The sequence below is a fragment of the Phreatobacter sp. GW821-FHT04C01 genome, assembly GCF_059420385.1.
This window is the reverse complement of the sequence record NZ_JBWKTP010000003.1, coordinates 407826-432533: the sequence shown is the minus strand read 5'-3', so window position 1 is coordinate 432533 and position 24708 is coordinate 407826. Positions and strand designations below refer to the sequence as shown.

At 66.7% G+C, this 24708-nt stretch carries 20 protein-coding genes; 7 read left to right on the top strand and 13 right to left on the bottom strand.

The window, feature by feature from the left end:
• Positions 1-21: 21 nt before the first annotated feature.
• The 3 genes from AC07WJ_RS13730 to AC07WJ_RS13720 all read right to left on the bottom strand — a co-directional run bounded on the left by AC07WJ_RS13730 (position 22) and on the right by AC07WJ_RS13720 (position 3600).
• On the bottom strand, positions 22-1224 hold the full coding sequence (locus AC07WJ_RS13730) for an ABC transporter substrate-binding protein (protein WP_494935150.1): 1203 nt from the start codon (positions 1222-1224) through the stop codon (positions 22-24).
• An 80-nt stretch (positions 1225-1304) separates the two neighbouring features.
• Positions 1305-2075: an SDR family NAD(P)-dependent oxidoreductase gene (locus tag AC07WJ_RS13725; RefSeq protein WP_494935149.1), complete on the bottom strand. Its 771-nt coding sequence runs from the start codon at positions 2073-2075 to the stop codon at positions 1305-1307.
• A gap of 25 nt (positions 2076-2100) precedes the next feature.
• The gene (locus tag AC07WJ_RS13720; RefSeq protein ID WP_494935148.1) at positions 2101-3600 is read right to left on the bottom strand and encodes an aldehyde dehydrogenase; all 1500 of its coding nucleotides are present in this window, start codon (positions 3598-3600) and stop codon (positions 2101-2103) included.
• Between the two features lie 351 nt (positions 3601-3951).
• Here AC07WJ_RS13720 and AC07WJ_RS13715 point away from each other — a divergent pair, with 351 nt between their 5' ends.
• The 7 genes from AC07WJ_RS13715 to pncA all read left to right on the top strand — a co-directional run bounded on the left by AC07WJ_RS13715 (position 3952) and on the right by pncA (position 10606).
• Positions 3952-5172: a CaiB/BaiF CoA transferase family protein gene (locus AC07WJ_RS13715; RefSeq protein ID WP_494935147.1), complete on the top strand. Its 1221-nt coding sequence runs from the start codon at positions 3952-3954 to the stop codon at positions 5170-5172.
• Positions 5173-5201: 29 nt separating this feature from the next.
• Positions 5202-6368, top strand: a complete 1167-nt coding sequence (locus tag AC07WJ_RS13710) for an acyl-CoA dehydrogenase family protein (protein WP_494935146.1) — start codon at positions 5202-5204, stop codon at positions 6366-6368.
• Positions 6369-6417: 49 nt separating this feature from the next.
• Positions 6418-7611 carry a CaiB/BaiF CoA transferase family protein gene (locus AC07WJ_RS13705; protein WP_494935145.1) on the top strand — a complete coding sequence of 398 codons (1194 nt, stop codon included), beginning with the start codon at positions 6418-6420 and terminating at the stop codon, positions 7609-7611.
• 1 nt (position 7612) lies between these two features.
• Positions 7613-8071 (top strand): MaoC family dehydratase, encoded by a 459-nt coding sequence (locus tag AC07WJ_RS13700; protein ID WP_494935144.1) that lies wholly within the window; start codon positions 7613-7615, stop codon positions 8069-8071.
• A complete protein-coding gene (locus tag AC07WJ_RS13695; RefSeq protein WP_494935143.1) occupies positions 8071-8931 on the top strand; it encodes an HpcH/HpaI aldolase/citrate lyase family protein in 861 nt (286 codons plus the stop codon). Before AC07WJ_RS13700 ends, AC07WJ_RS13695 begins: the two co-directional genes overlap by 1 nt.
• A gap of 44 nt (positions 8932-8975) precedes the next feature.
• Positions 8976-9734 (top strand): IclR family transcriptional regulator, encoded by a 759-nt coding sequence (locus AC07WJ_RS13690; protein WP_494935142.1) that lies wholly within the window; start codon positions 8976-8978, stop codon positions 9732-9734.
• A 143-nt stretch (positions 9735-9877) separates the two neighbouring features.
• On the top strand, positions 9878-10606 hold the full coding sequence (gene pncA / locus AC07WJ_RS13685; protein WP_494935141.1) for a bifunctional nicotinamidase/pyrazinamidase: 729 nt from the start codon (positions 9878-9880) through the stop codon (positions 10604-10606).
• Positions 10607-10778: 172 nt separating this feature from the next.
• On the opposite strand, the gene AC07WJ_RS13680 is transcribed toward pncA, so the two are convergent.
• The 10 genes from AC07WJ_RS13680 to AC07WJ_RS13635 all read right to left on the bottom strand — a co-directional run bounded on the left by AC07WJ_RS13680 (position 10779) and on the right by AC07WJ_RS13635 (position 24686).
• A complete protein-coding gene (locus tag AC07WJ_RS13680) occupies positions 10779-11192 on the bottom strand; it encodes a F0F1 ATP synthase subunit epsilon (protein WP_494935140.1) in 414 nt (137 codons plus the stop codon).
• A gap of 26 nt (positions 11193-11218) precedes the next feature.
• Complete coding sequence (gene atpD / locus AC07WJ_RS13675; protein ID WP_494935139.1) at positions 11219-12676, bottom strand: F0F1 ATP synthase subunit beta; 1458 nt, start codon at positions 12674-12676, stop codon at positions 11219-11221.
• Between the two features lie 26 nt (positions 12677-12702).
• A complete protein-coding gene (locus tag AC07WJ_RS13670) occupies positions 12703-13572 on the bottom strand; it encodes a F0F1 ATP synthase subunit gamma (protein WP_494935138.1) in 870 nt (289 codons plus the stop codon).
• Positions 13572-14024 carry a PH domain-containing protein gene (locus tag AC07WJ_RS13665; RefSeq protein ID WP_136960869.1) on the bottom strand — a complete coding sequence of 151 codons (453 nt, stop codon included), beginning with the start codon at positions 14022-14024 and terminating at the stop codon, positions 13572-13574. Before AC07WJ_RS13665 ends, AC07WJ_RS13670 begins: the two co-directional genes overlap by 1 nt.
• A 10-nt stretch (positions 14025-14034) precedes the next feature.
• A complete protein-coding gene (atpA, locus tag AC07WJ_RS13660; RefSeq protein WP_494935137.1) occupies positions 14035-15561 on the bottom strand; it encodes a F0F1 ATP synthase subunit alpha in 1527 nt (508 codons plus the stop codon).
• Positions 15561-16121 (bottom strand): F0F1 ATP synthase subunit delta, encoded by a 561-nt coding sequence (locus AC07WJ_RS13655; RefSeq protein WP_494935136.1) that lies wholly within the window; start codon positions 16119-16121, stop codon positions 15561-15563. The genes atpA and AC07WJ_RS13655 overlap by 1 nt, the downstream gene beginning before the upstream one ends.
• Positions 16122-16607: 486 nt before the next feature.
• Complete coding sequence (locus AC07WJ_RS13650) at positions 16608-17792, bottom strand: efflux RND transporter periplasmic adaptor subunit (protein ID WP_494935135.1); 1185 nt, start codon at positions 17790-17792, stop codon at positions 16608-16610.
• Positions 17779-20979 carry an efflux RND transporter permease subunit gene (locus AC07WJ_RS13645; protein WP_494935134.1) on the bottom strand — a complete coding sequence of 1067 codons (3201 nt, stop codon included), beginning with the start codon at positions 20977-20979 and terminating at the stop codon, positions 17779-17781. Before AC07WJ_RS13645 ends, AC07WJ_RS13650 begins: the two co-directional genes overlap by 14 nt.
• Positions 20980-21251: 272 nt before the next feature.
• Positions 21252-23459, bottom strand: coding sequence for a 3-hydroxyacyl-CoA dehydrogenase NAD-binding domain-containing protein (locus AC07WJ_RS13640; protein WP_494935133.1), 2208 nt, complete (start codon positions 23457-23459; stop codon positions 21252-21254).
• Positions 23460-23474: 15 nt separating this feature from the next.
• Positions 23475-24686: an acetyl-CoA C-acetyltransferase gene (locus AC07WJ_RS13635; RefSeq protein WP_494935132.1), complete on the bottom strand. Its 1212-nt coding sequence runs from the start codon at positions 24684-24686 to the stop codon at positions 23475-23477.
• Positions 24687-24708 lie beyond the last annotated feature (22 nt).

Here is a 24708-nt window from a genome sequence, read left to right as displayed (position 1 = left end):
GGGCCGGGCTTCGGGAGACGGTCAGCGCGACGGCAGCTTGATCGGCTTGCTGGCGACGGCTTCCGGCCAGACGGTGACGAATTGCCCGTCGATCACCTGCGACATGACGTTGCCGACCATGTTCTGGCCGTTCTCGTCGAAGGCCAGCGCATCATTGGGCAGCAGGGCCGCCGGACCGTCCGAAAGCCGGAGCTTGCGCAGGGCGTCGCGGATCGCGATGGGGTTGCGGTTGCGCGCGGCATCCGCGGCCAGCGCCACCGCCCAGGTCGCGGCATAGGCCTGCGCCGCATTGCTCAGCGGGCTCTCGTTGTTATAGGCCGCGCGATAGGCCTTCACGAAGGCTTCGGTCGCCGGCTTCTTGATGTCGGGCATCCACTCGACGATGCCGAAGGCGCCCTCGACCAGCGGCCCGAGCTGGAGCAAGGTCGGATGGACATGGCCACCGCCATAGCCGAGCACCAGGGGCTTGTATTGCTGGGCGGCGAGCGCCCGGAGCAGCACGGTTTCATCGTCGACGTAACAGACGATGAGCACGAGATCGGCGCCGCTCGCCTTGAGCTTGGCGGCCTGGGTGGACAGGTCGGCGGAACCGGTGCGGAAGGTCTCCTCCGCGACCAGCTGAATGCCCTGTTCCGGCAGGAAGGCCTTGTAGCCCTTCGAAACCGTCTGGCCGAAGGGACCGTCCTCGTAAGCCAGCGCGACCTTGTTGACCGCCGCCCCCTTGGCACGCAGGTGGCCGATGAAATTGACCACGTCCTTGGCCGCCCAGCTGCCCTTGGGCGACACCCGGAAGACGAACTGCAATTTCTGCTCGGTGATCGAATCGGTGACGGCGCTGGTCACGATGAAGGGCGTGCGATAGCGCTCGGCCACCTGCATGGACGGGATGGTGACGGCCGAGGCCCAGGCCCCGAGCAAGGCGCTGACGCCGTTGCGCGAGATCAGCCGCTCGGCCTCGCTGCGCCCGACCTCGGGCCGGGACTGGGTGTCGGCGACGACCAGTTCGATCTTGGCGCCGCCGAGACCGGCAAGACCGCTGGCATTGATCTCCTTGGCCGCGAGCTCATGGGCCTTCAGCAGGCGCGCGCCGTCGGAGGCGGTCGCCCCGGTCAGCGGCGCCAGGACGCCGATCTTGAGCGGATCGGCTGCGTGAGCCGGGGTGACGCCGGCCGCGACCGCGGTCGCGGTAAGCTGCAGCAGCGTGCGTTTGCTGACGGTGGTCATGTGCAATCCCTCCCGAGGATCATGAGATGTCGTGACGAGAACGGGCCGGCGATGGGGCCTCTTGCGGGCCGCTTGCCGGATCAGCGTGCGGTAAATCCGCCGTCGACCGGCAGCGCGACCCCGGTCACGAAGGACGCGTCGTCGGAGGCGAGCCAGAGCACGGCATGGGCGACCTCCTCGGGCCGGCAGACCCGGCCCATCGGGACCAAAGCCAGCAGACGCTCCTGGTTGGCCGCCGCCTCGACCGGATCGCCCGAGCGCGCGGTGAAACCCAGCTTCATCGGTGTTTCGGTCAGGCCCGGGCAGACGACATTGACCCGCACGCCATCGGCGGCGAAGCGCTGGGCGAGCGACTTGGTCAGGCCGACAATGGCGAATTTGCCCGCCGAGTAGACCGGGCTGAACATGGAGCCGACGAGGCCCGACACCGAGGCGGTGAAGATCAGCGAGCCGCCGCCGCGCTTGCGCATATGGGCGACCACCTCGCCGGCGGCGAGCACGGCCGAGGTGACGTTCAGCGCCATGGCTTTTTCATATTGCGCCAGGTCGAGGTTCTCGACGCCGGCGGGCCCGGGAATGCCGGCATGGGCCCACAGCACGTCGACGCCGCCGAGCCTGGCCGCGGCCTCGTTGATCGATTGTCTGGCCGCCTCGGACTGGGACAGATCGGCCTGGACCGTTTCGATCGCATGGCCCTTGGCCTTCATGTCGGCGGCCAGACGATCGAGCGCCCCGGCGTCGATGTCGACCGCGGCGACCTTGGCGCCTTCCCTGAGGAAGAGTTCGACACCGGCCCGGCCCATTCCCGACGCGGCGGCCGTGACGACCGCGAGTTTGCCCGCAAGACGCATGAGCTTCATGTCCTCTGCTTGATGATCACTGAGCGTAGATGTCGGGGAACTGCCCGGACGTGCTGACGATGGTGGTGCGGGTGTCGAGATAGCTGTCGAGCGCCTCGATGCCGTTCTCGCGGCCCCAGCCGCTTGCCTTCATGCCGCCATAGGGCGTCGACCAGCGGATGTAGCGATAGGTGTTGACCCAGACCATGCCGGCATCGATGCGGGCTGCGACCCGATGGGCGCGGGCGCTGTCGCGGCTCCACAGGCCGGCGGTGAGGCCGTAGCGGGTGTCGTTGGCGATGGCGACGGCCTCGTCCTCGTCCTCGAACGGAATGAGCGAGGCCACCGGGCCGAAAATCTCCTCCCGGGCGATGCGCATCTGGTTGTTCACGCCGGCGAAGACGGTCGGCTGGACGAAAAAGCCGGCGCCGAATTCGCCGGTCTCGATGCGCCTGCCGCCGGCCACCAATTGGGCGCCCTCGGCCTGGCCGATCGCGACATAGGACAAGGTCTTGGTAAGCTGCTCGCCATGGGCCTGCGGGCCCATATGGGTCGCTTCGTCGAGCGGCATGCCGACGCGGACACGGGCGGCCCGGCGCATGAATTCGTCGACCACCCGGTCATAGATCGAGCGCTGGACCAGCACACGCGAGCCGAGCGCGCAGCTCTGGCCGCAGACCACCCAGGCCGACGAGGTCGCGGCGTTCAGCGCCTGCTCGATATCGGCATCCTCGAAGATGATGTGGGGCGACTTGCCGCCGAGCTCGAAGGAGAAGCGTTTCAGCGTCGCGGCACCGGTGCGCAGGATGTCCTGGGCGGTGCGGCCTTCACCGGTGAAGCCGATCTTGTCGACGCCGGGATGGGCCACCAGATGGGCGCCGACCGTATGGCCATAACCCGGCACGACATTGAGCACGCCCGGCGGCAGGCCGGCGGCCTCGGCGATCGCCGCCAGCTCGTAGGCCGTGACCGGCGTATGCTCGGCGGGCTTCAGCACCACCGTGCAGCCGGCCGCCAGCGCCGGCCCGACCTTCCAGGCGGTGGTGAGCATCGGCGCGTTCCACGGGGTGATCGCGCCGACGACGCCGACCGGGCGCCGCTCGGTATAGGCGTGCACCGCCGGCTCCATGGGAATGGTGCGGCCGTCGATCTTGTCGGCGAGCGAAGCGAACCAGTGATACCAGCGGTGATGGGCGCCGAGATCCGGGCGAGTCTCGCGGATCGGACGGCCGGTGTCGCGCGATTCCAGCACCGCCATCTCGGCCGCGCGCTGTTCGTAGAGATCGGCGAAGCGGCGCAGCAGCACCGCGCGCTCATAACCCGGCATGCGCCGCCACGGCCCCTCGAAGGCCTCGCGCGCGGCCGCCACGGCGCGGTCCATGTCCTTGACGCCGCCGAAGGCGACCCGCGCCCATGGCCTGCCGGTGGAAGGATCGATGGTCTCGACGATCTCGCCGTCGAGGGGCGCCACCCATTGTCCGCCGATGAACAGTTTTCCGTATTCCGCCAGCGCCACCGCCATCCCCCACGCATGCACTGCCGCGCTCCATGGGCGGCATCAATAATTCATATACTGGAATTATTGATGCCCATACCTGCATCACACTGTCAACGCATTGCTCACCCGCATCGCCTGGGCGATGCTATTCGGCAGAGGCCGAACTGTGCGATGCAGCGAAATATTGATCTTATGGCCCAACACGATACCGCAACGCACACGCCAAAGCGTGAGCAGCGGGCCATCCGCCGAATGGATGATATCGATTGGATTTGTCGCGTTATTCACGATCGTGGATTATGTTGCCTACGATCGTGAATTATCTTAAGCCCATTGGCGACGATGTCGGGAACCGACCCGACCGCGCCACATCAGGACGGGAAAAATCGAATGGGTCCGATCGCCGGGCTAAAGATCGTCGACATGACCTCGGTCCTCATGGGCCCCTATGCCAGCCAGATGCTGGCGGACATGGGCGCCGACGTGATCAAGGTCGAGGCCCCCGAGGGTGACGTTACCCGCCAGATCGGCCCGTGGCGCAATGCCGGCATGGGACCGATCTACCTCAATGCCAACAGGAACAAGCGCAGCGTCTGCCTCGACCTGAAACGGCCCGAGGGACTGGAAGCGCTGAAGCGCCTGGTCAGCGACGCCGACGTCCTGATGTACAATGTCCGGCCCAAAGCGATGGCCCGGCTCGGGCTCGACTATGAATCGGTCGCGGCGGTCAATCCACGCATCGTCTATGCCGGCGTCTTCGGCTTCGGCCAGGACGGCCCTTATGCCGACGACCCCGCCTATGACGACCTGATCCAGGGCGGCTCGACCATGTCGTCGCTGATCGCCATGTCGGGCGACGGCACCCCGCGCTACGTGCCGAGCGCCATAGCCGATCGCATCGTCGGACTGACGGCGGTCGGCGCCATTTGCGCGACGCTGGTGCGCCGCGAGCGCAGCGGCCGCGGCCAGAAGGTCGACATCCCCATGTTCGAGACCATGGTCGGCTTCGTGCTCGGCGATCATCTCGGCGGGCTGACCTTCGATCCGCCGCTCGACCGCGGCGGCTACTCGCGCCAGCTCTCGCCGCAGCGCCGGCCCTACAAGACGCAGGACGGCTATGTCTGCGCGCTGGTCTATAACGACAAGCACTGGAAGAACTTCCTCGCCGAGCTCGGCATGTCGGACCTGCCGGAGCGCGACCCGCGCTTTGCCGGCTTCGCCAACCGGATGACCCATATCGATTTCGTCTATGGCGAGCTGGCGCGGCTGTTCGAGACCCGGACGACGGCGGAATGGCTGGCCTTGCTCAAGCGGGCCGACGTGCCGGCCATGCCGATGCACGACTTCGAGAGCGTGCTCGACGATCCGCACCTGGTCGCCACCGCGTTCTTCCAGATGGTGGACCACCCGACCGAAGGCCGCGTGCGCAGCATGCGGATGCCGGCGCAATGGTCGGAAACGCCGGCCGAGATCCGCAGCCTCGCTCCGCGGCAGGGCGAGCACGGCGCCGAGATCCTCGCCGAGGCCGGCTACGATGCGGCGACCATCGCCCGGATGATCGATGACGGCATCGTCAAGACGCCACCCCCGGTTTCATCTTCCACACCCTGACGGCACAGGACCAAACGGAGTTTTCCCCGATGGATTTCGCGCTCTCGCGCGAGCAGCAGGCGATTCGCGACGCGGTCGCCGGCATCTGCTCCCGGTTCAACGACGACTACTGGCTGAAGCTCGACAAGCATGGCGGCTTCCCCAACGACTTCTTCCAGGCGCTGGCGGCGGATGGCTGGCTCGGCATCTGCATTCCCGAGGCCTATGGCGGTTCGGGCCTGGGCGTCGCCGAAGCCGCTGTCATGATGCAGGCCATCGCCGAATCGGGAGCCGGCATGTCCGGCGCCTCGGCGGTCCACATCAACGTCTTCGGCCTGAACCCGGTGGTCGTGTTCGGCACCGAGGAGCAGAAGCGGCGCATCCTGCCGCCGATGGTGCAGGGCAAGGAAAAGACCTGTTTCGCCGTGACCGAGCCGAATACCGGGCTCAACACGACCCAGCTCAAGACCCGCGCTGTGCGCAAGGGCGACCGCTATGTCGTCGACGGCCAGAAGGTCTGGATCTCGACCGCCCAGGTCGCCGACCGCATGCTGCTGCTCGCCCGCACCACGCCGCTCGAAGAGGTGACCAAGCCGACCTTCGGCCTGTCGCTGTTCTGCACGACCTTCGACCGATCGAAGATCAGGGTGCATGAGATCGACAAGATGGGCCGCAAGGCGATCGATTCCAACGAGCTGTTCATCGAAGGTCTGGAAGTGCCGGTCGAGGATCGCATCGGCGAGGAAGGCCGCGGCTTCGAATATATCCTGCACGGCATGAACCCCGAGCGCATCCTGATCGCCGCCGAGGCGGTGGGCTTGGGCCGGCTCGCCCTGGAGCGGGCGACCGCCTATGCCAAGGAGCGCATCGTCTTCAACCGGCCGATCGGCCAGAACCAGGCGATCCAGCATCCGCTCGCCAAGAACTGGATGGAGCTGGAGGCGGCCCGCCTGATGATCATGAAGGCGGCCTGGGAATATGACACCGGCCAGCCCTGCGGTGCTTCCGCCAATGCGGCGAAATATCTTGCCGGCGAGGCAGGCTTCGACGCCTGCCAGCAGGCGATCATGACCCATGGCGGCTTCGGCTATGCCAAGGAGTTCCACGTCGAGCGCTACCTGCGCGAGGTGATGATCCCGCGGATCGCGCCGATCAGCCCGCAACTGGTCCTGAGCTTCATCGCCGAGCGGGTTCTCGGCCTGCCGAAATCCTACTGACACGAGGCCCGGGCGGCGCGACCGCCGCCCGAACCGGAGGAGATCCGCCGTGACCGATCGACGGGGCGGCCCGCTCGCGGGCCTGAAAGTGGTCGAGTTCGCCGGCATCGGCCCCTTGCCGATGTGCGCCATGATGCTGGCCGACCAGGGCGCCGACGTCATTCGTATCGACCGGCCGGAGCCGAGCGGCCTCGGGATCGCCAGGCCGACGCGTTACGACTTTACCAATCGCGGCCGCGCGTCGGTGGCGATCGACCTGAAGAGCGAAGCCGGCATCACCTGCGCGCTCGACCTGATCGCCGGCGCCGATGCCTTGATCGAAGGTTTCCGGCCGGGAACCATGGAGCGGCTGGGCCTCGGCCCCGAGGCGAGCTTCGCCCGCAATCAGCGGCTGGTCTATGGCCGGCTCAGCGGCTGGGGCCAGTCCGGGCCGCTCGCCGCCGCCGCCGGCCACGACCTCAACTATATCGCCATCGCGGGCGTGCTCGGCGCCGTCGGCCGGGCCGGCGCTCCGCCGACGCCGCCGCTCAACCTGGTCGGCGATTTCGGCGGCGGTGCGATGATGCTCGCCTTCGGCGTGGTCGCGGCGCTGCTCGAAGCACGCGGTTCCGGCCGCGGCCAGGTGGTCGACGCCGCGGTCAGCGACGGCGCGGCGACGTTGCTGACCAGCCTCTACGGCCTGGCCGCCGCCGGCCTGCACGGCGCGCCGCGCGGCGGCAACCTGCTTGATTCCGGCGCGCCGCATTACGAGGTCTATCAATGCGCCGATGGCGGCTGGGTCTCGATCGCGCCGATCGAGCCGAAATTCCGCACCGAACTGCTCCAGCGCATCGGCCTCGATCCTGGAACCTTCCCGGATGTCGCCCGGCCCGGCAACTGGCCGGCGGCCCGGCAGCTCCTCGCCGAGACCTTCAAGGCCAGGAACCGAGCCGATTGGTGCACCCTGCTCGAGGGCACGGACGCCTGTTTCGCGCCGGTCCTGTCGATGGCGGAAGCCAAGGCCCATCCGCACAACCAGGCCCGCGACACTTTCATCACGGTCGGTGGCATCAGCCAGCCGGCCCCCGCGCCACGCTTCGAACGGACGCCCGCGCCACTGCCGGCACCGCCGGAAGCGCCCGGGCAAAGCAGCCGTTCGGCGCTCGCCCGTTGGGGCATCGACCAGACCCGCATCGACAGCCTGGTGGCATCAGGAGTGGTCCGCGAGGCCGCCCCCGGCACGCCACCGCAGAAGGAGACATGAGATGGCCGGACTTTACTTCGAGCAGTTCGAGGTGGGCGCCACCTTCGATCACGCGCTGACCCGCACCGTCACCGAGATGGACAACACGCTGTTCAGCCTGTTGTCGATGAACCCGCAGCCACTGCATATCGACGCGCATTTTTCCGCCAAGACCGAGTTCGGCCAGCGCATCTTCAACTCGCTGTTCACGCTCGGCATCATGATTGGCATGACCGTCCATGACCTGACGCTCGGCACGACGGTCGCCAATCTCGGCATGAACGACGTCAACTTTCCGCGCCCGGTGTTCCACGGCGACACGCTGAAGGCCCATACCAAGGTGCTGTCGACGCGGCCGAGCAAATCGCGGCCGGATGTCGGCCTGGTCGAATTCGAACATACCTGCACCAACCAGAACAACGAGATCGTCGCGAGCTGCCGGCGCATGGCGATGATGCACCGCCAGAAGGCGGCGGCCTGATGCGTTCGCTGCTCTTCGTCCCCGGCGACAGCGCGCGCAAGTTCGCGCGGGCACGCCAGACCGCCGCCGACGCGCTGATCATCGACCTCGAGGATTCCGTCGGCCTCGACGGCAAGGAGGCCGCGCGCGGCATCGCCCGCACCATGCTGGAGGCCGATCGCGATCGCCAGCAGCTCTATGTGCGCGTCAATGCGCTCGACACCGGCCTGACGCTCGCCGATCTCGCGGCGGTGATGCCGGCGCGGCCCGACGGCATCGTGCTGCCGAAATGCGCGGCGGGTGACGACGTCAGGCGCCTGTCGCACTATCTCGACGCCTTCGAGGCGGCATCCGGCCGGGCCGTCGGCGCCACCCGCATCCTCGGCATCGTCACGGAAACAGCGGCGTCACTGTTCGGCCTCGGTTCCTATCGCGAAGGCTTTCCCCGGCTCGCCGGCCTGATGTGGGGAGCGGAGGACCTCGCGGCCTCGGTGGGCGCGACCGAGAACGGCGATGCCGGCGGCTATCACGCGCCCTTCCAGATGGCGCGCAATCTGTGCCTGATGGCGGCGGCCGCCGCCGGCACCGTCGCAGTCGATACGGTCTCGACCGATATCGGCGACATCGGCCGGGTGGAGACGGAGGCGCGGATGGCCCGGCGCGACGGCTTCCTGGCCAAGGCGGTGATCCATCCGGCCCATGTCGACGCCGTCAACGGGGCGTTCTCGCCGGGCCCGGCCGAGCTCGCCTGGGCCAAACGGATCATCGACGCCTTTGCCGTCGCGCCCGGCTCCGGGGTACTCAGAATCGACGGAAAGATGATAGACAGGCCGCATTTGCGCGCTGCCGAGCGGCTCGTGTCGTCGGAACGGAGGCCATGATGCCGCCCACCGTTTCCGCGTCATCGTGAAGGGCTGAGACTGCCATGTTCGTCAGACAAGCGGCCAATGTGCTGGAGATCCTGGAATATTTCGCCAAGCGAAAGAAGCCGGCGACCTTGTCCGAGGTCGCCGACGATCTCGGCTGGCCGCGCTCGAGCACGTTCAACCTGCTGGGCACCCTGACCGACAAGGGCTTTCTCTACGAGCCGGCGAGCCGCGGCCGCTATTACCCGAGCCCGCGCTGGCTGGCGCTGGCCCAGACGATTGCGGCGGCCGAACCCCTGCCGGAGGCGGTTCACACGCTGATGGCCGAGGTCGCCGCCGAGACCGGCGAGACGACCGCCATCGGCGCCCCCGCCGGGATCTCGGCCGTGTTCATCGATGTCGAGGAATCGGCATCACCCATCCGCTATTTCGCGACCGTCGGCCACCGGCTGCCGATCCATGCGAGCTCGACCGGCCGGGCCATCCTGGCGCAATATTCCCGGGAGGAACGCGATCAGGTCTATCGCAAGATCGTGTTCCAGCAATATTCGCCGACCACTCCAACCGGCATCGAGGCGGTCGAGGCCGAGTTGCGGCGCTCCGCCGAGCGCGGCTGGCACCAGAGCCTTGCCGATTACAGCCCCGACCTCGCCGGCGTCGCGGTGCCGCTGCCCTTGCCGGCGCGGCGCCTGTCGCTCGTGGTCGCCGGTCCGATGTTCCGCTGCCGCGACCGCATCCCGGAAATCGCGGCGATCCTGCAGAGCGCGCTGAGACGGTTCAGCGGCATCCTGCCCTTCGTCGACGTCGAACGGCCCTAAACTTCAATCCGGCGCATTTCACGGCGGGATCATGCCGGCAGGGTCGGGCTCGAATCGCCCCCGTCTAAGGGTTCCTCCGCATCGCGCCGTCGGACAGGAGGATTAGCCTTCCGGACTTCACCAGGCGATGCCGGGAGGTCATCATGGACAGGCCATTCGCGATCGACCGCCGGGCCATCATCGCCGGCGCGACGCTTCTGACCGCGGCCGGGGTGACCCGGCCTTCGAAAGCGCAGGAGAAGCCCGTGATCGACGCCCTGACCGCGCTCATCGTCGTCGATGTGCAGAACGACTTCTGTCCGGGCGGCAAGCTCGCCGTGCAGAAGGGCGACGAGGTCGTCCCGATCATCAACGCCCTGGGCGCGAAGTTCCAGAATGTCGTGATGACCCAGGACTGGCATCCGGCCGGGCATTCATCCTTTGCCTCGAGCCACCCGGGTAAACAGCCCTTCGAGGTGATCCAGATGCCTTACGGGCCACAGGTCCTGTGGCCCGACCACTGCATCTGGAACACCGAGGGCGCCGAGTTCCACGACGACCTCGACCTGCCCCATGCCCAGACCATCGTGCGCAAGGGCTATCGCCGCGAGGTCGACAGCTATTCCGGCTTCCAGGAGGCGGATCGCAAGACCGTCACCGGGCTCGGCGGCTACCTGAGGGAGCGCGGCATCACGCGCGCCGTGGTGGTCGGCCTGGCCACCGATTTCTGCGTCAGCTGGACCGCCCAGGATGCCGCCAGGGCCGGCCTGCAGACCTTCGTCGTCGATGAGGCCTGCCGGGCGATCGACCTCAACGGCTCGCTCGCCAAGGCGTGGACCGACATGACATCGGCCGGCGTGAAGCGGATCAAGGCAGGCGAGCTGCCGGGCTAAAGCATCGCGTTTCCAATCGAAACGGTCGCTCCGCCCGGTGCGCCCGACCGTGACGCAGATCTCCGATGGACTGCGAGGCGTGCCCGACTCACAACCCGCATCATATCGCCGCTCACGAAAAAGGCCGCCCCCCGGGGCGGCCTTTTCCAGATCCGTTTGGGTCGACAGCCGATCAGTGGGTCGACTTGGCCGTGGCGAGCACCGCCTTGACGCTGTTCAGCTGGTCGAGCTTCTCGGCCGCCTTGGCGCGCGCGGCGTCATCCTTGGCGTCGGTCAGGTCTTCCTGGGCTTCCTTGATCTCGGCGTCGATCTGATCGGCGCGCAGATCCTCGACCGCGGTGGCGGTCTCGGCCAGCACGGTCAGGGTGCCGTCGGCGACTTCGGCGAAACCGCCGCGCACATAGAGGCGCTTCGGCTGGCCGTCGCCGTGGATCGTCAGGATGCCCGGACGCAGCGACGAGACGAAGGGCGCGTGGTGGGCCAGCACGCCGAATTCGCCGTCCGAGCCCGGCACGACGACCTGCTCGACCGCGCCTGAGAAGAGCTGCCGCTCAGGGCTGACCAGTTCGAATGTGAAGGTCGTCATGAACGCGGTTCCCTTGGATTGCCTGATCAGGCCGCTTCCGCGGCGAGCTTGCGGCCCTTCTCGACCGCCTCTTCGATGGTGCCGACCATGTAGAAGGCGGCTTCCGGCAGGTAGTCGTACTTGCCGTCGCAGAGATCGCCGAAGCCCTTGATGGTGTCCTTCAGGTCGACGAACTTGCCCGGCGCGCCGGTGAACACTTCGGCGACGTGGAACGGCTGCGACAGGAAGCGCTCGACCTTGCGGGCGCGGGCCACCGTCAGCTTGTCCTCTTCCGACAGCTCGTCCATGCCGAGGATCGCGATGATGTCCTGCAGCGACTTGTAGCGCTGCAGGGTCTGCTGAACCTTACGGGCGACCTGGTAGTGCTCCTCGCCGATGACGCGGGCGTCGAGCATGCGCGAGGTCGAGTCGAGCGGATCGACCGCCGGATAGATGCCCTTTTCCGCGATCGAGCGGTTGAGCACGGTGGTCGCGTCCAAGTGAGCGAAGGAGGTGGCGGGCGCCGGATCGGTCAAGTCGTCGGCCGGCACGTAGATCGCCTGCACCGAGGTGATCGAGCCCTTCTGGGTGGTGGTGATGCGCTCCTGCAGCGCGCCCATGTCGGTGGCGAGCGTCGGCTGATAGCCCACCGCCGAAGGGATACGGCCGAGCAGAGCCGACACTTCCGAACCCGCCTGGGTGAAGCGGAAGATGTTGTCGACGAAGAACAGCACGTCCTGGCCCTGGTCGCGGAAGTCTTCGGCGATGGTCAAGCCGGAGAGCGCGACGCGGGCGCGGGCGCCCGGAGGCTCGTTCATCTGGCCGAACACCAGGGCGCACTTGGAGCCTTCGCCGCCGCCCTTCTTGTTCACGCCGGATTCGATGAACTCGTGATAGAGATCGTTGCCTTCACGGGTGCGCTCGCCGACGCCGGCGAACACCGAATAGCCGCCGTGGGCCTTGGCGACGTTGTTGATCAGTTCCTGGATGAGCACGGTCTTGCCCACGCCGGCGCCGCCGAACAGGCCGATCTTGCCGCCCTTGGCATAGGGAGCCAGGAGGTCGACGACCTTGATGCCGGTGACGAGGATTTCCGCTTCGGTCGACTGCTCGGCGAAGGACGGAGCCGGCTGGTGGATGGCGCGGGTGCGCGTCGTCTTGACCGGGCCGGCCTCATCGATCGGCTCGCCGATGACGTTGAGAATGCGGCCGAGCGTCTCGGCGCCGACCGGCACGGCGATCGGCAGACCGGTGTCGGTCACTTCCTGGCCGCGCACCAGACCCTCGGACGTGTCCATGGCGATGCAGCGCACGGTGTTCTCACCGAGGTGCTGGGCCACTTCCAGCACCATGCGGTTGCCGTTGTTGGTGGTTTCCAGCGCGTTCAGGATCTGCGGCAGATTGTCGTCGAACTGAACGTCGACAACGGCGCCGATGACCTGGGTGATCCGGCCCACACTGCCTGCCGCCTGAGCGGCCTTCGCGCTCGTCGCTTTCTTCGCCATGATACGGTCCTCGATCTAATGGGGCTTCAGAGCGCCTCGGCGCCCGAGATGATTTCAATGAGTTCCTTGGTGATCATCGCCTGACGCGCACGGTTGTACTTGAGCGTCTGCTTCTTGATCATCTCGCCGGCGTTGCGGGTCGCGCTGTCCATCGAGGACATGCGGGCACCCTGCTCGGACGCGGCGTTTTCCAGGATGGCCTTGAAGATCTGCACCGTGATGTTGCGCGGCAGCAGGTCGGCCAGGATCTCGCCCTCGCCGGGCTCGAACTCGTAAGGCGTCTTGGCACCGCCGGCATCGCCCGACACCTGCGCCGGGATGAGCTGGCTGGCGGTCGGGATCTGCGAAATCACCGACTTGAACTTGGAGAAGAACAGGGTCGCGACGTCGAACTCGCCGGCTTCGAACAGCTTGAGCAGTTCGCGGCCGACCTGCTCGGCCTGGGCGTAGGACAACTGCTTGATCGCGCGGAATTCGATGAAGCCGACGATCTGCTTCTCGAACTGGCGGCGGATCAGGTCGTAACCCTTGCGGCCGACGCAGAGGAACTTGACGGTCTTGCCCTCGGCCTGCAGCGCCAGTGCCTTTTCACGGGCGAGACGCACGATCGAGGAGTTGAAGGCGCCGCACAGGCCGCGCTCGGCGGTGCAGACCAGCAGCAGATGCACGTCCGCCTTGCCGGTGCCGGTCAACAGCAGCGGCGCGTCGGCGCCGGCCACCGAACCGGTCAGGTTGGCGAGAACCGCTTCCATCTTCTCGGCATAGGGGCGGGCCGCCTCAGCCGCGTTCTGCGCACGCTTCAGCTTCGCCGCGGCCACCATCTGCATGGCCTTGGTGATCTTCTGCGTCGCCTTGACCGAGGCGATGCGGTTTCTCAGATCCTTCAAGCTCGGCATCAGCCGACGTCCCTTCTGGCTTCGATGGCCTGCTCCACCTTGCGGCGGAAGGTCAGCGGATCAGCAATTCTTTTGATGGGCGTGGCATTGATGCCCGTGCCGTGAATCGTCACGTGCCCGAAATTCAGGATGCGGCCCCAGAAGGTCTGATCGACCGAAATCGAATCGACCTTCTCGAGCCGCTGTTCGATGGTGGACCGGGCGATGAGGCCCCATTTCGCCACCACCTTGCGCGAAGTCACCGCCAGTTCCGTCGAGCGGGTCAGGATCCAGGCGCCGAGCAGCCAGACGGCTCCCAGCGCCAGGACCACCGCCCCGTAGGGCGGCAGCAGAATGGCGGCGCCAAGGCCCGCGAGCACGGTCACCCCCGGCCAGAAATAGGCGATCCAGTGGATCGTGGCTTCGTGCACGACCGTCTCGCCTGGTCCCAGACTGTTGGTGATGTAGCTCATGGGCCCCTGGTCAGGCGAAGGAAGCCGCGAAACCCTCGACCAGCGACTTCAGCTTGCCGGCCGTGTCGTCCGAGAGATCCTTGGAGGTGCGGATCGCTTCGAGAATGGCGCCGTCGGCGTGCAGCTTGGCCAGCAGGCCGTCCTCGAAAGCCTTGACGCGGTTGAGCGGCAGCTTGTCGAGATAGCCGTTGGTGCCGGCCCAGATCACGCAGACCTGCTCTTCCATCTTCAGCGGCGAATACTGGCTCTGCTTCAGGAGCTCGGTCAGACGCGCGCCGCGGTTCAGGAGGCGCTGGGTGGTGGCGTCGAGATCCGAGCCGAACTGGGCGAAGGCGGCCATTTCGCGATACTGGGCGAGCTCGCCCTTGATCTTGCCGGCGACCTTCTTCATCGCCTTGGTCTGCGCCGAGGAACCGACGCGCGACACCGACAGGCCGACGTTCACCGCCGGGCGGATGCCCTGGAAGAACAGGTCGGTCTCGAGGAAGATCTGGCCGTCGGTGATCGAGATCACGTTGGTCGGGATATAGGCCGACACGTCGTTGGCCTGGGTTTCGATGATCGGCAGCGCCGTCAGCGAGCCCTTGCCGGCGTCGTCGCCCATCTTGGCGGCGCGCTCGAGCAGGCGGGAGTGGAGATAGAACACGTCGCCCGGATAGGCTTCGCGGCCCGGCGGGCGGCGCAGCAGCAGCGACATCTGGCGATAGGACACGGCCTGCTTCGACAGATCGTCATAGATGATGACGGCGTGCATGCCGTTGTCGCGGAAGAACTCGCCCATGGCGCAGCCGGAGAACGGTGCCAGGAACTGCATCGGGGCCGGGTCGGAAGCGGTGGCGGCGATGACGATCGAATATTCGAGCGCGCCGTTCTCTTCGAGAGCCTTGACGAACTGGGCGACCGTGGAGCGCTTCTGGCCGACGGCGACATAGACGCAATAGAGCTTGGCGCTCTCGTCCGTGCCCTGGTTCAGCGGCTTCTGGTTGAGGATGGTGTCGAGCGCGATCGCGGTCTTGCCGGTCTGACGGTCGCCGATGATCAGCTCGCGCTGGCCGCGGCCGATCGGGATCAGCGCGTCGATCGACTTCAGGCCGGTCGCCATCGGCTCGTGCACCGACTTGCGCGGGATGATGCCGGGCGCCTTGACGTCGACGCGGGCGCGCTTGTCGGCGACGATCGGACCCTTGCCGTCGATCGGGTTGCCCAGCGCGTCGACGACGCGGCCGAGCAGGCCCTTGCCGACGGGAACGTCGACGATGGCGCCGGTCCGCTTGACCGTGTCGCCTTCCTTGATGTCACGGTCGTTGCCGAACAGCACGATGCCGACATTGTCGACCTCGAGGTTCAGCGCCATGCCGCGAATGCCGTTGTCGAACTCGACCATTTCGCCGGCCTGGACGTTGTCGAGGCCGTAGACGCGGGCGATACCGTCACCGACGGACAGCACCTGGCCGACTTCGGAGACTTCCGCCTCTTGGCCGAAGTTCTTGATCTGGTCCTTGAGGATCGCAGAAATCTCAGCGGCGCGGATGTCCATCAGCCGACCTCTTTCATGGCGTTTTTAATGGTGTTGAGCTTGGTGCGGAGCGAGGTGTCGATCATCCGCGAACCGACCTTGACGATCAGCCCGCCGAGGATGGCCGGGTCCACTTTCACTTCGATCTTGGGTTCTTTGCCGAGAACGTCCTTGAGCGCTTCGGTGAGCGTCTTGGCGTTGGCGGCGGAGAGGTCTTCTGCGACCGTCACTTCGGCGGTCACTTCGCCGCGGGCCTGGGCGACCAGCGCGGAAAAGCCGCGAATGATGCCTTCGACGGCGAACAGGCGCCGGTTGGCGGCGACCACCTTGACGAGATTGCCGGCGAGGCCGCCGATCTTGGCCTGGTCGAGAATGGCGGTGACCGCCTTGACCTGGTCTTCGGCCGAGAAGACCGGGCTCTTGACCAGCCGGCTCAGGTCGTCCGAGCCGTCCAGGAGCGCCTTGAAGCGGGCGAGATCGGCGGCAACCGCATCGATCTGACCTGCCTCGGTCGCCAATTCAAAAAGGGCGGAGGCGTAACGCCCTGCCATGCCCGAAACGGTCTTATCTTCGACGGCCACCGCGTGTCTCTCGCGCTCGGCGTCGAGCCATTTCGTTCAGACCTTCGGCCGCACTCGCGTGTGACAGCCGCAAACCCTTGGCTCGACTGGGGAATTGATACCTGGAGAGAATGCACTGACGCGCCTGCCCCCCGAAGTCGCGTGTCCGTTAGCACACGTATTCTTGTGGTGCAACGGCGGCAGGGGGCAGATCCGCTGCGCCAAAAGGCCCGGGCCTGTGCAAAACTGTCACAGCGGACGGGCAGATGGTCCTCGGCGACCGCGACGCCGGTCCTGAAGGCACCGGCCGGCATGCCTGGACGCCCGAGGCCAGGGACCATCGTCCGGTTGAGCGCCTCCGGTCCCTGCAACGGAGCGAGGGGCCCGGCACCGGTCCCGTTACGGCCGAGGATCCGCTCTCGCTCCGATCAGGGGCGCGTGGAGGACCGTCAGGCGAACAGGCCCGCCCGTGGGAGCCGACAATCGTCTTTTCCTGTTGCCGGCTTCTTATTGCCGCGTAACCCGCACCTTGTCGCCGTCGGCGATTCCGTCGGGCGGGCTGTCGACCACGCGCTCGCCCGCGGTGATGCCGGTGCCGATTTCGACCTCCCGGCCATGGTCGCGGGCGATGGTGACCGGCTTCAGGCTGATCCGCTCGTCCGCGCCGACGACGGCGATGCGCAAGCCGTCCTGACCGAAGATCAAGGCGCTTGCCGGAACCGAAAGTGTCGTTTCGGGCTGCGGCAGGATAAGCCGCACATTGGCGAAGGCGCCTGTCATCAGCTCGTTGCGGCCGTTCTCGACCACGAGCTGCATGCGCGTCGTGCCGGATGCGCCGTCGACGGCCTGGCTCGAGGCCTCGACGGTCGCGGTAAAGGTGCGGGCCGGGTATTCCGGCATCCTGATCTCGGCCTTGGTGCCGATCTGGATGCTCGGGACATAGTTCTGCGGCACGTTGACATAGACACGCAGCTTCGAGGTGTCCGAGAGGACGAACAGCGCCGGCCCGGCGCCGGAGCCCGCATTGATGAGCGCGCCGACATCGGTGGTGCGGGATGTGACGATGCCGTCGAACGGAGCGGTGATCTGCTTGTACTTCTCCAGCACGCGCAGACGATCGAGATTGGCCTGGGCCGACCGGACCAGGCCCCGCCTGTTGGAGAAATCAGCCTGCCGCTGCTCCAGGGTCTGCTGCGCGACGGCACCGGACCTGATGAGCGACTGGGCGCGCTCCAGCGTCGTGCGGGCCAGCTCGACATTGGCCTCGGCGCTCGCCAGATCGGCAACCGCCTGCATGATCTGCTGGTCGAGATCGGGCGCGTCGATCTCGGCGAGCAATTGCCCTGCCTTCACCGAGGCTCCCATGTCGACATGGCGGTCCTTCAGATAGCCGCTGACGCGCGCGAAGAGCTGCGCCTGGGAATAGGCTTCCAGCCGCCCCGGCAGATCGATCGAGATGCGCCGGACCTTGGCGTCCGGTGCAATCACCGAGACATAGGGAACGGCCTGGCTCTCCGTCCAGGCGTTCAGCCGCGCATCGGCGGTCTTGCGCGTGTTGATCCCTAGCCCGACGGCGGCGGCGGCCAATCCCGCGATCAGCAGCGCGGAAAGGCGCAACATCCGTCGCGACAGGACCGGGGCGGCGGCTTCGGCCGGGGCGCGCGTAGCGTGCGGCATGTCAGGTTGCGACATGCAAGTCTCCAACTGTGCCAGCGGACTGCCGCCGATCCTGAGCGTGAACCATGCTGAATACCACGGGAACGAAAATGAGAGTTGCCACGGTGGCGAAGACCAGGCCGCCGATGACGGCCCGCCCGAGCGGCGCGTTCTGCTCGCCGCCGTCGCCCATGCCCAACGCCATCGGCGCCATGCCGATGATCATGGCCAGGGCGGTCATCAGCACCGGCCGGAAGCGGACGAAGCCGGCATCGAGCGCGGCGGCCGTGGCATCGCCCAGCTCCTCCAGCCTTTCCCGCGCGAAACTGATCACCAGCACGCTGTTGGCGGTGGCGACGCCCATGCACATGATGGCGCCGGTCAGGGCCGGCACGGACAGCGTCGTCTCGGTCGCGAACAGCATCCAGACGATGCCGGCAAGGGCAGCGGGAAGCGCGGAAATGATGACGAACGGATCGCTCCAGGATTGGAAATTGACCACGATCAGCAGGTAGATCAGCACGACCGCGCCGAGCAGCCCGAAGAGCAGGCCGGAAAAGGCGCTGTCCATGGATTTCACCTGGCCGAGCAGATAGACCTGCGCGCCGCGCGGCCGGCCCGCGGCCGTCTCGTCGATCACCTTCTGCACGTCGGCCGCCACCGCCCCGAGATCCCGGCCCTGGGTGGTGGCGAAGATCTGGATCATCGGCTGGATATTGTATTGCGATACCACGGCGGCGCGCGCGGAGCGGCTGATGTCGGCGATCGCGCCCAGCGTCTGCGGGGTGGTGACCCCCGGGGCGGTGATCGGCATGCTCCTGAGCGCGTTCAGCGAATCCAGCTGGTATTGCGGCGTCTGCATCACGATCGGATAGGAGACGTTGTTGTCCAGGTTGAGCCAGAAGGTCGGCGCCACCTGGCTCGATCCGGCAAGGCTGACGACCATGGAATTGGTCACGTCACGCGTCGTCAGCCCGACATATTGGGCCCGCGTGCGATCGACATCGACATTGAAGCTCGGCCCCGCCAGCGATTGCTGGATGCGGGCGTCGACAAGGCCGGGGACGTATCGCAGCTTGCGCAGGATGTCCTGCGCATGGGCGAAGTTGGCGGCGAGGTTGGGCCCGCGGATCTGAACGTCGATCGGCGCGGGCGCGCCGAAATTCAGGATCTGGCTGATGATGTCGGCGGGCAGGAAGGCGAAGGTGACGCTGGGAAAGCGCTTCGGCAGTTCCTCGCGCAGCAGCCGGACATGGTCGGCGGTCGGCCGATGGCCTTCGCTGAGCTTGATCTGGATGGAGCCGTCCTGCGAACCGATGGCACCCGTGCTGCTATAGGCGAGATTGATGCCCGACACCGGCAGCCCGACATTGTCGACCATCGCGGCGATCTCGGACGGCGGGATCAACCGGCGGATTTCCTTCTGGATATCGGCGAACTGGTTGGCGCTTTCTTCGATCCGCGTGCCGACCTTGGTGCGCGCCGTCATCAGGATCTGGCCGGCGTCGACGGTCGGGAAGAAGTCGCGGCCGAGATAAGGTACGAGCGCGAACGAGCCGAGCACGAACAGCAGGAACAGGCTCACGAATGTCCGGCGATGCGCCAGCGCGCCGACGAGCAGTTCACGATAGCCGAGCCGGATCCGCTCGAACCGCGCCTCGAAGCCGCGCTGGAAGCGAACCAGCGGATTGCGCGAGCGCGGCAGCGGCCCATCGAGCCCGTGCATGTCGGTGTGGGGCGCATGCGGGCGCAGCAGATATTTCGCCATGGTCGGCACGAGCGTGCGCGACAGGACGAAAGAGCAGACCATCGCCGAGATGACCGCCAGCGCCATCGGCACGAACAGGAAGCGCGCCACGCCCTCCAGGAAGAACATCGGCACGAAGACGATGCAGATGCACAAGAGAGAGACGAAGGCCGGCGTCACGATCTGGGCCGCGCCGTCCATGATGGCCGGCTCGACCTCCTTGCCCTGTTCGAGATGCCAGTTGATGTTCTCGATGGTGACGGTCGCATCATCGACCAGAATGCCGATGGCGAGCGCCAGCCCGCCCAGCGTCATGATGTTGAGGGTTTCGCCCAGCGCCGACAGGATCGCGATGGATCCCAGGATGGACAGCGGGATCGACACCGCGATGATCACGGTGGAGCGCCAGCTGCCGAGAAAGATGAGGATCATCAGGCTGGTCAGGGCCGCGGCGATGATGCCTTCGTGGATCACGCCGGAGATGGCGCCCTTCACGAACAGGGACTGATCGCCGATCAGGGCGATGTCCAGGTTAGGCGGCAGCACCGCCCGCATTTCGGCGAGCTTTGTCTTGATGCCGTCGATGATGTCGAGCGTCGAAACGCTGCCGTTCTTCAGCACCTGCATGAGCACCGAGCGGCTGCCCTCGACATGCACGACGTTCTGCTGCGGCGGATTGCCGTCACGCACCTGCGCCACGTCGCGGACATAGACCATCGCGCCGTTGACGCTCTTGATCGGCAGGTCGCCCAGCGCCTCGAAGGCCGTCGGCGCGTTGTTGAGCTGGATCGCGTATTCGAGCCCGCCGATCTTCTGCGACCCGACCGGCGTGATCAGGTTCTGCGCCGCCAGCGCATTGGCGACGTCCTGGCCGGACAATCCGCGCGCCTGCATCGCCGATGGGTCGAGATCGATCTGGATCTGGCGCGTCTTGCCGCCATAGGGGAACGGAATGGCGGCGCCCGGAACCGTGACCAGGGGCGTGCGGATGACATTGACGCCGAGATCGGCGAGCGCCTGTTCCGACAGGCCGCTGCCCGACAGCGCGATCTGAAGGATCGGCACGGTCGAGGCATTGTAGACCATCACCAGAGGCGGCCCGGTGTTCGGCGGCAACTGGCGCAGCAGCGTCTGCGAGATCGCCGTCACCTGCGCATTGGCGATGCGAATGTCGACATTGCTCTGGAAGAACACCTTGACGATGCTGAGCCCGTTATAGGAGGTCGCCTCCATGTGCTCGATGTCGTTGACGGTGGTGGTCAGCGCGCGCTGGAACTGCGTCGCCACGCGCGACGACATCTGGTCGGGCGGCAGGCCGGTATAGGACCAGATCACCGCGATGACCGGGATGCGGATCTCGGGAAAGATGTCGACCGGCGTCCGCTTCGCCGCCAGAGGGCCGAGGAGCAGGATCAGCAGAGCCAAGACGACAAAAGTATAGGGCCGCCGCAGGGCGATCCTGACGATCCCGATCACGCCTTTGCTCTCCCCCCGGAAGGACGTCGCCGTCCGACAACGCTCAAGACGCCGGCGCCGGAGCATGCTCCCTCACCGCGACGGCGCGCGAGACTGCCGCTTTCTGGTGATGCCGTCCACCTACAATCGATATTATCCTGTGTTTCGAGGAAACGCCCCGCTCATCGCCCATGCCCCGGCCCGCGCGGCGGATCGGACCCTGGCGATATCGGAAACGAAAACGGGCGGCCCGAGGGCCGCCCGCTTCCGATATCCGAGTGCCGGCCCGAGCCTCAGGCCGCCGCCTTCTTCTGCGCCATGCGGCCGTAGAAGGTCTCGCCGCTCGCCGCCATTTCGCGCAGGAGCTTGTTCGGCGCGAAGCGGTCGCCGAACTTCGCGGCCAGCGCGTCGCATTTGGCGACGAAGGCCTTGGTGCCGGTCATGTCGATATAGGACAGGGTGCCGCCCGACCATGGCGCGAAGCCGAAACCGAGGATCGAACCGACATCGGCCTCGCGCGGATCGGTGACCACGCCCTCTTCGACGCAGCGCGCGGCTTCGAGCGCGGTTGTCACCAGCAGCCGGTCAATGACCTCCTGGCGGTCGACGTCCTCGGCGGCGATCTGCTTGCCGACGAACTCCTTCAGGCCCGGCCAGATGCTCTTCTTGCCGGTGTCCGGATAGTCGTAGAAGCCCTTCTTGGCCTTCTTGCCGACACGGCCCTGGCTCTCGACCAGGAAGGTCAGGAGCTTTTCCTGTTGCGGATCGACCGCCTGGGCACCGACCTGGATCTTGGTGGCCTTGAGGATCTTCAGGCCGAGATCGATGGCGACCTCGTCATTGAGGGTGAGCGGCCCGACCGGCATGCCCGCCTGCTTGGCGAGATTGTCGATCATGGCCGGCGGCACGCCTTCCATCAGCAGGAGGTGGGCCTCCTTGATGTAATTGCCGACGCAGCGGTTGACGTAGAAGCCGCGCGTGTCGTTGACCACGATCGGCGTCTTCTTGATCGCCTTGACGTAGTCGAGCGCGGTGGCGAGCGCCCGGTCGCCGGTCTTCTCGGCCATGATCGTCTCGACCAGCATCATCTTGTCGACCGGCGAGAAGAAATGAATGCCGATGAACTGGTCCGGGCGGACCGAGTTCTTGGCGAGCCCGGTGATCGGCAAGGTCGAGGTGTTGGAGGCGAAGATACAGTCCGGGCGGATCGCGGCTTCCGCCTTCTTGATCACGTCGGCCTTGACCGCCGGATCCTCGAACACCGCCTCGACGATCAGGTCGCAACCGGCGAGATCGGCATAGTCGGCGGTCGGCTTGATCTTGGCGAGCAGCGCCTCGCGCGCGGCGGACGTCGAGCGGCCCTTGTTGATCTGGTCGGTGACCAGCTTGTGCGAATGGGCCTTGCCCTTCTCGGCGCTTTCCACGTCGCGGTCGAGCAGGACGACGTCCATGCCGGCGAGCGCGGTCACATAAGCGATGCTGGCGCCCATGAAGCCGGCGCCGAGCACGCCGACCGTGCCGAGCTTGGCCGGCGGCAGACCTTGCGGCCGGCGCAGGCCTTTGCCGAGCGCGCCCATCGAGACGAACAGCGAGCGGATCATCGCCTGGGCCTGCGGCGAGCGCAGGACATGGGCGAAGTGGCGCGATTCGATGCGCAGCGCGGTGTCCATCGGCACCTGCAGGCCTTCATAGACCACCTGCATGATGGCGCGGGCGCCGGGGAAATTGTCATAGGTCTCGCGCCGGTAGATGGCATTGGCCGGCGGCCAGGTCATCATGCCGGCGGCCGAGTAGACCGGACCGGAGGGCAGGCGGAACTTCGGCTTGTCCCAGGGCTTCTGCGGGTCGACGCCGGCCTTCAGCCGGGCCTTGGCGGCCTCAACCAGGGTGGCGGCGGGAACGATATCGTCGATCAGGCCCATGGCCTTGGCCCGGTCGGCCTTCAGCTGGTCGCCCTTCAGCAGCATCTGCAGGGCATCCTGGGTCGCGGTCATGCGCGGCACGCGCTGGGTGCCGCCGGCGCCCGGGAACAGGCCGACCTTCACTTCCGGCAGGCCGACGCGCAGCTTCGGATTGTCCGAGGCGATGCGGGCATGGCTCGCCAGCGCGATCTCGAAGGCGCCGCCGAGGCACATGCCGTTGATCGCCGCCACGAAGGGCTTGCCGCAGGTCTCCAGCTTGCGCAGGATCAGCGACAGCGAGCGGCTGTCCTCGAAGAACGCGACCATGGCCGCCTCTTCGCCCTTGGCCTTCACATTGGCCGCATAGGCCTTACCCGAGCGCTCGAGCATGGTCAGGTCGGCGCCGGCCGAGAAGCTGTCCTTGCCCGAGGTGATGACGCAGCCCTTGATCGCGGGGTCGGCGACCACCGCGTCGATGGCGGCGTTGAGATCCTGGCCGACCGACTCGTCGATGACATTCATCGACTTGTCCTTCATGTCCCAGGTGAGGAGCGCGATGCCGTCGGCGTCGACCGACCAGGTGAAATTCTTGAGGTCCATGGTCTCAATCTCCTCTCAGACGCGCTCGATGATCGTCGCCGTGCCCATGCCGGCGCCGATGCACAGCGTCACCAGGGCGGTCGACTTGCCGGTCCGCTCGAGCTCGTCGAGCACGGTGCCGAGGATCATGGCGCCGGTGGCGCCGAGCGGGTGGCCCATGGCGATGGCGCCGCCGCAGACGTTGATCTTGTCGTGGGCAATGTCGAAATGCTGCATGTAGCGCAGCACGACGGAAGCGAAGGCCTCGTTCAGCTCGAACAGGTCGATGTCGCCGATCGTCATCCCCGCCTTCTTCAGCAGCTTCTCGGTGACGTCGATCGGGCCGGTCAGCATGATCGCCGGTTCCGAGCCCATATTGGCGAAGGCGCGGATGCGGGCGCGCGGCTTCAGGCCGGCGGCGGTGCCGGCGTCCTTGTTGCCGAGCAGGATGGCGGCGGCGCCGTCGACGATGCCGGAGGAATTGCCGGCATGGTGGACATGGGTGACGCCCTCGATCTCCGGATAGGCCTGGACCGCGACCGCATCGAAGCCGCCGGCCTCGCCCATCATGACGAAGGAGGCATTGAGGCTGGCCAGCGACTGCATGGTGGTCGACGGCCGCATGTGCTCGTCATGGGCCAGGATGGTGATGCCGTTGATGTCCTTGACCGGAACGACCGAGTTCTTGAACCGGCCCTCTTCCCAGGACCGGGCGGCACGCTTCTGGCTCTCCACCGCATAGGCGTCGACATCGGCGCGCGAGAAGCCGTATTTGGTGGCGATCAGGTCGGCCGAGACGCCCTGCGGCAGGAAATAGCTCTTCACCGCGATGGACGGGTCGGCCGGCCAGGCGCCGCCCGAGGCGCCCATGCCGACACGCGACATGCTCTCGACACCGCCGGCGACCGTCATGTCGTGCTGGCCGGCCATGACCTGGGCGGCGGCGAAATTGACCGCGTCGAGGCCGGAGGCGCAGAAGCGGTTGATCTGAATGCCCGGGACCTCCTGGCCGTAATCGGCCTTGAGCGCGGCGATGCGGGCAATGTCGCCGCCGGCCTCGCCGACCGGATCGACGCAGCCGAGCACGACATCGTCGACCAGGCGCCTGGTATCGAGATTGTTGCGCGTCTTGATGGCGCGCAGCGCCTGGGTCGCCAGTTCGAGCGCTGTCACCTCGTGCAGGGACCCGTCGGCCTTGCCCTTGCCGCGCGGCGTGCGGACGTGGTCGTAGACGAAAACATCGGTCATGGCGGGTTCCTTTCCCGTATCG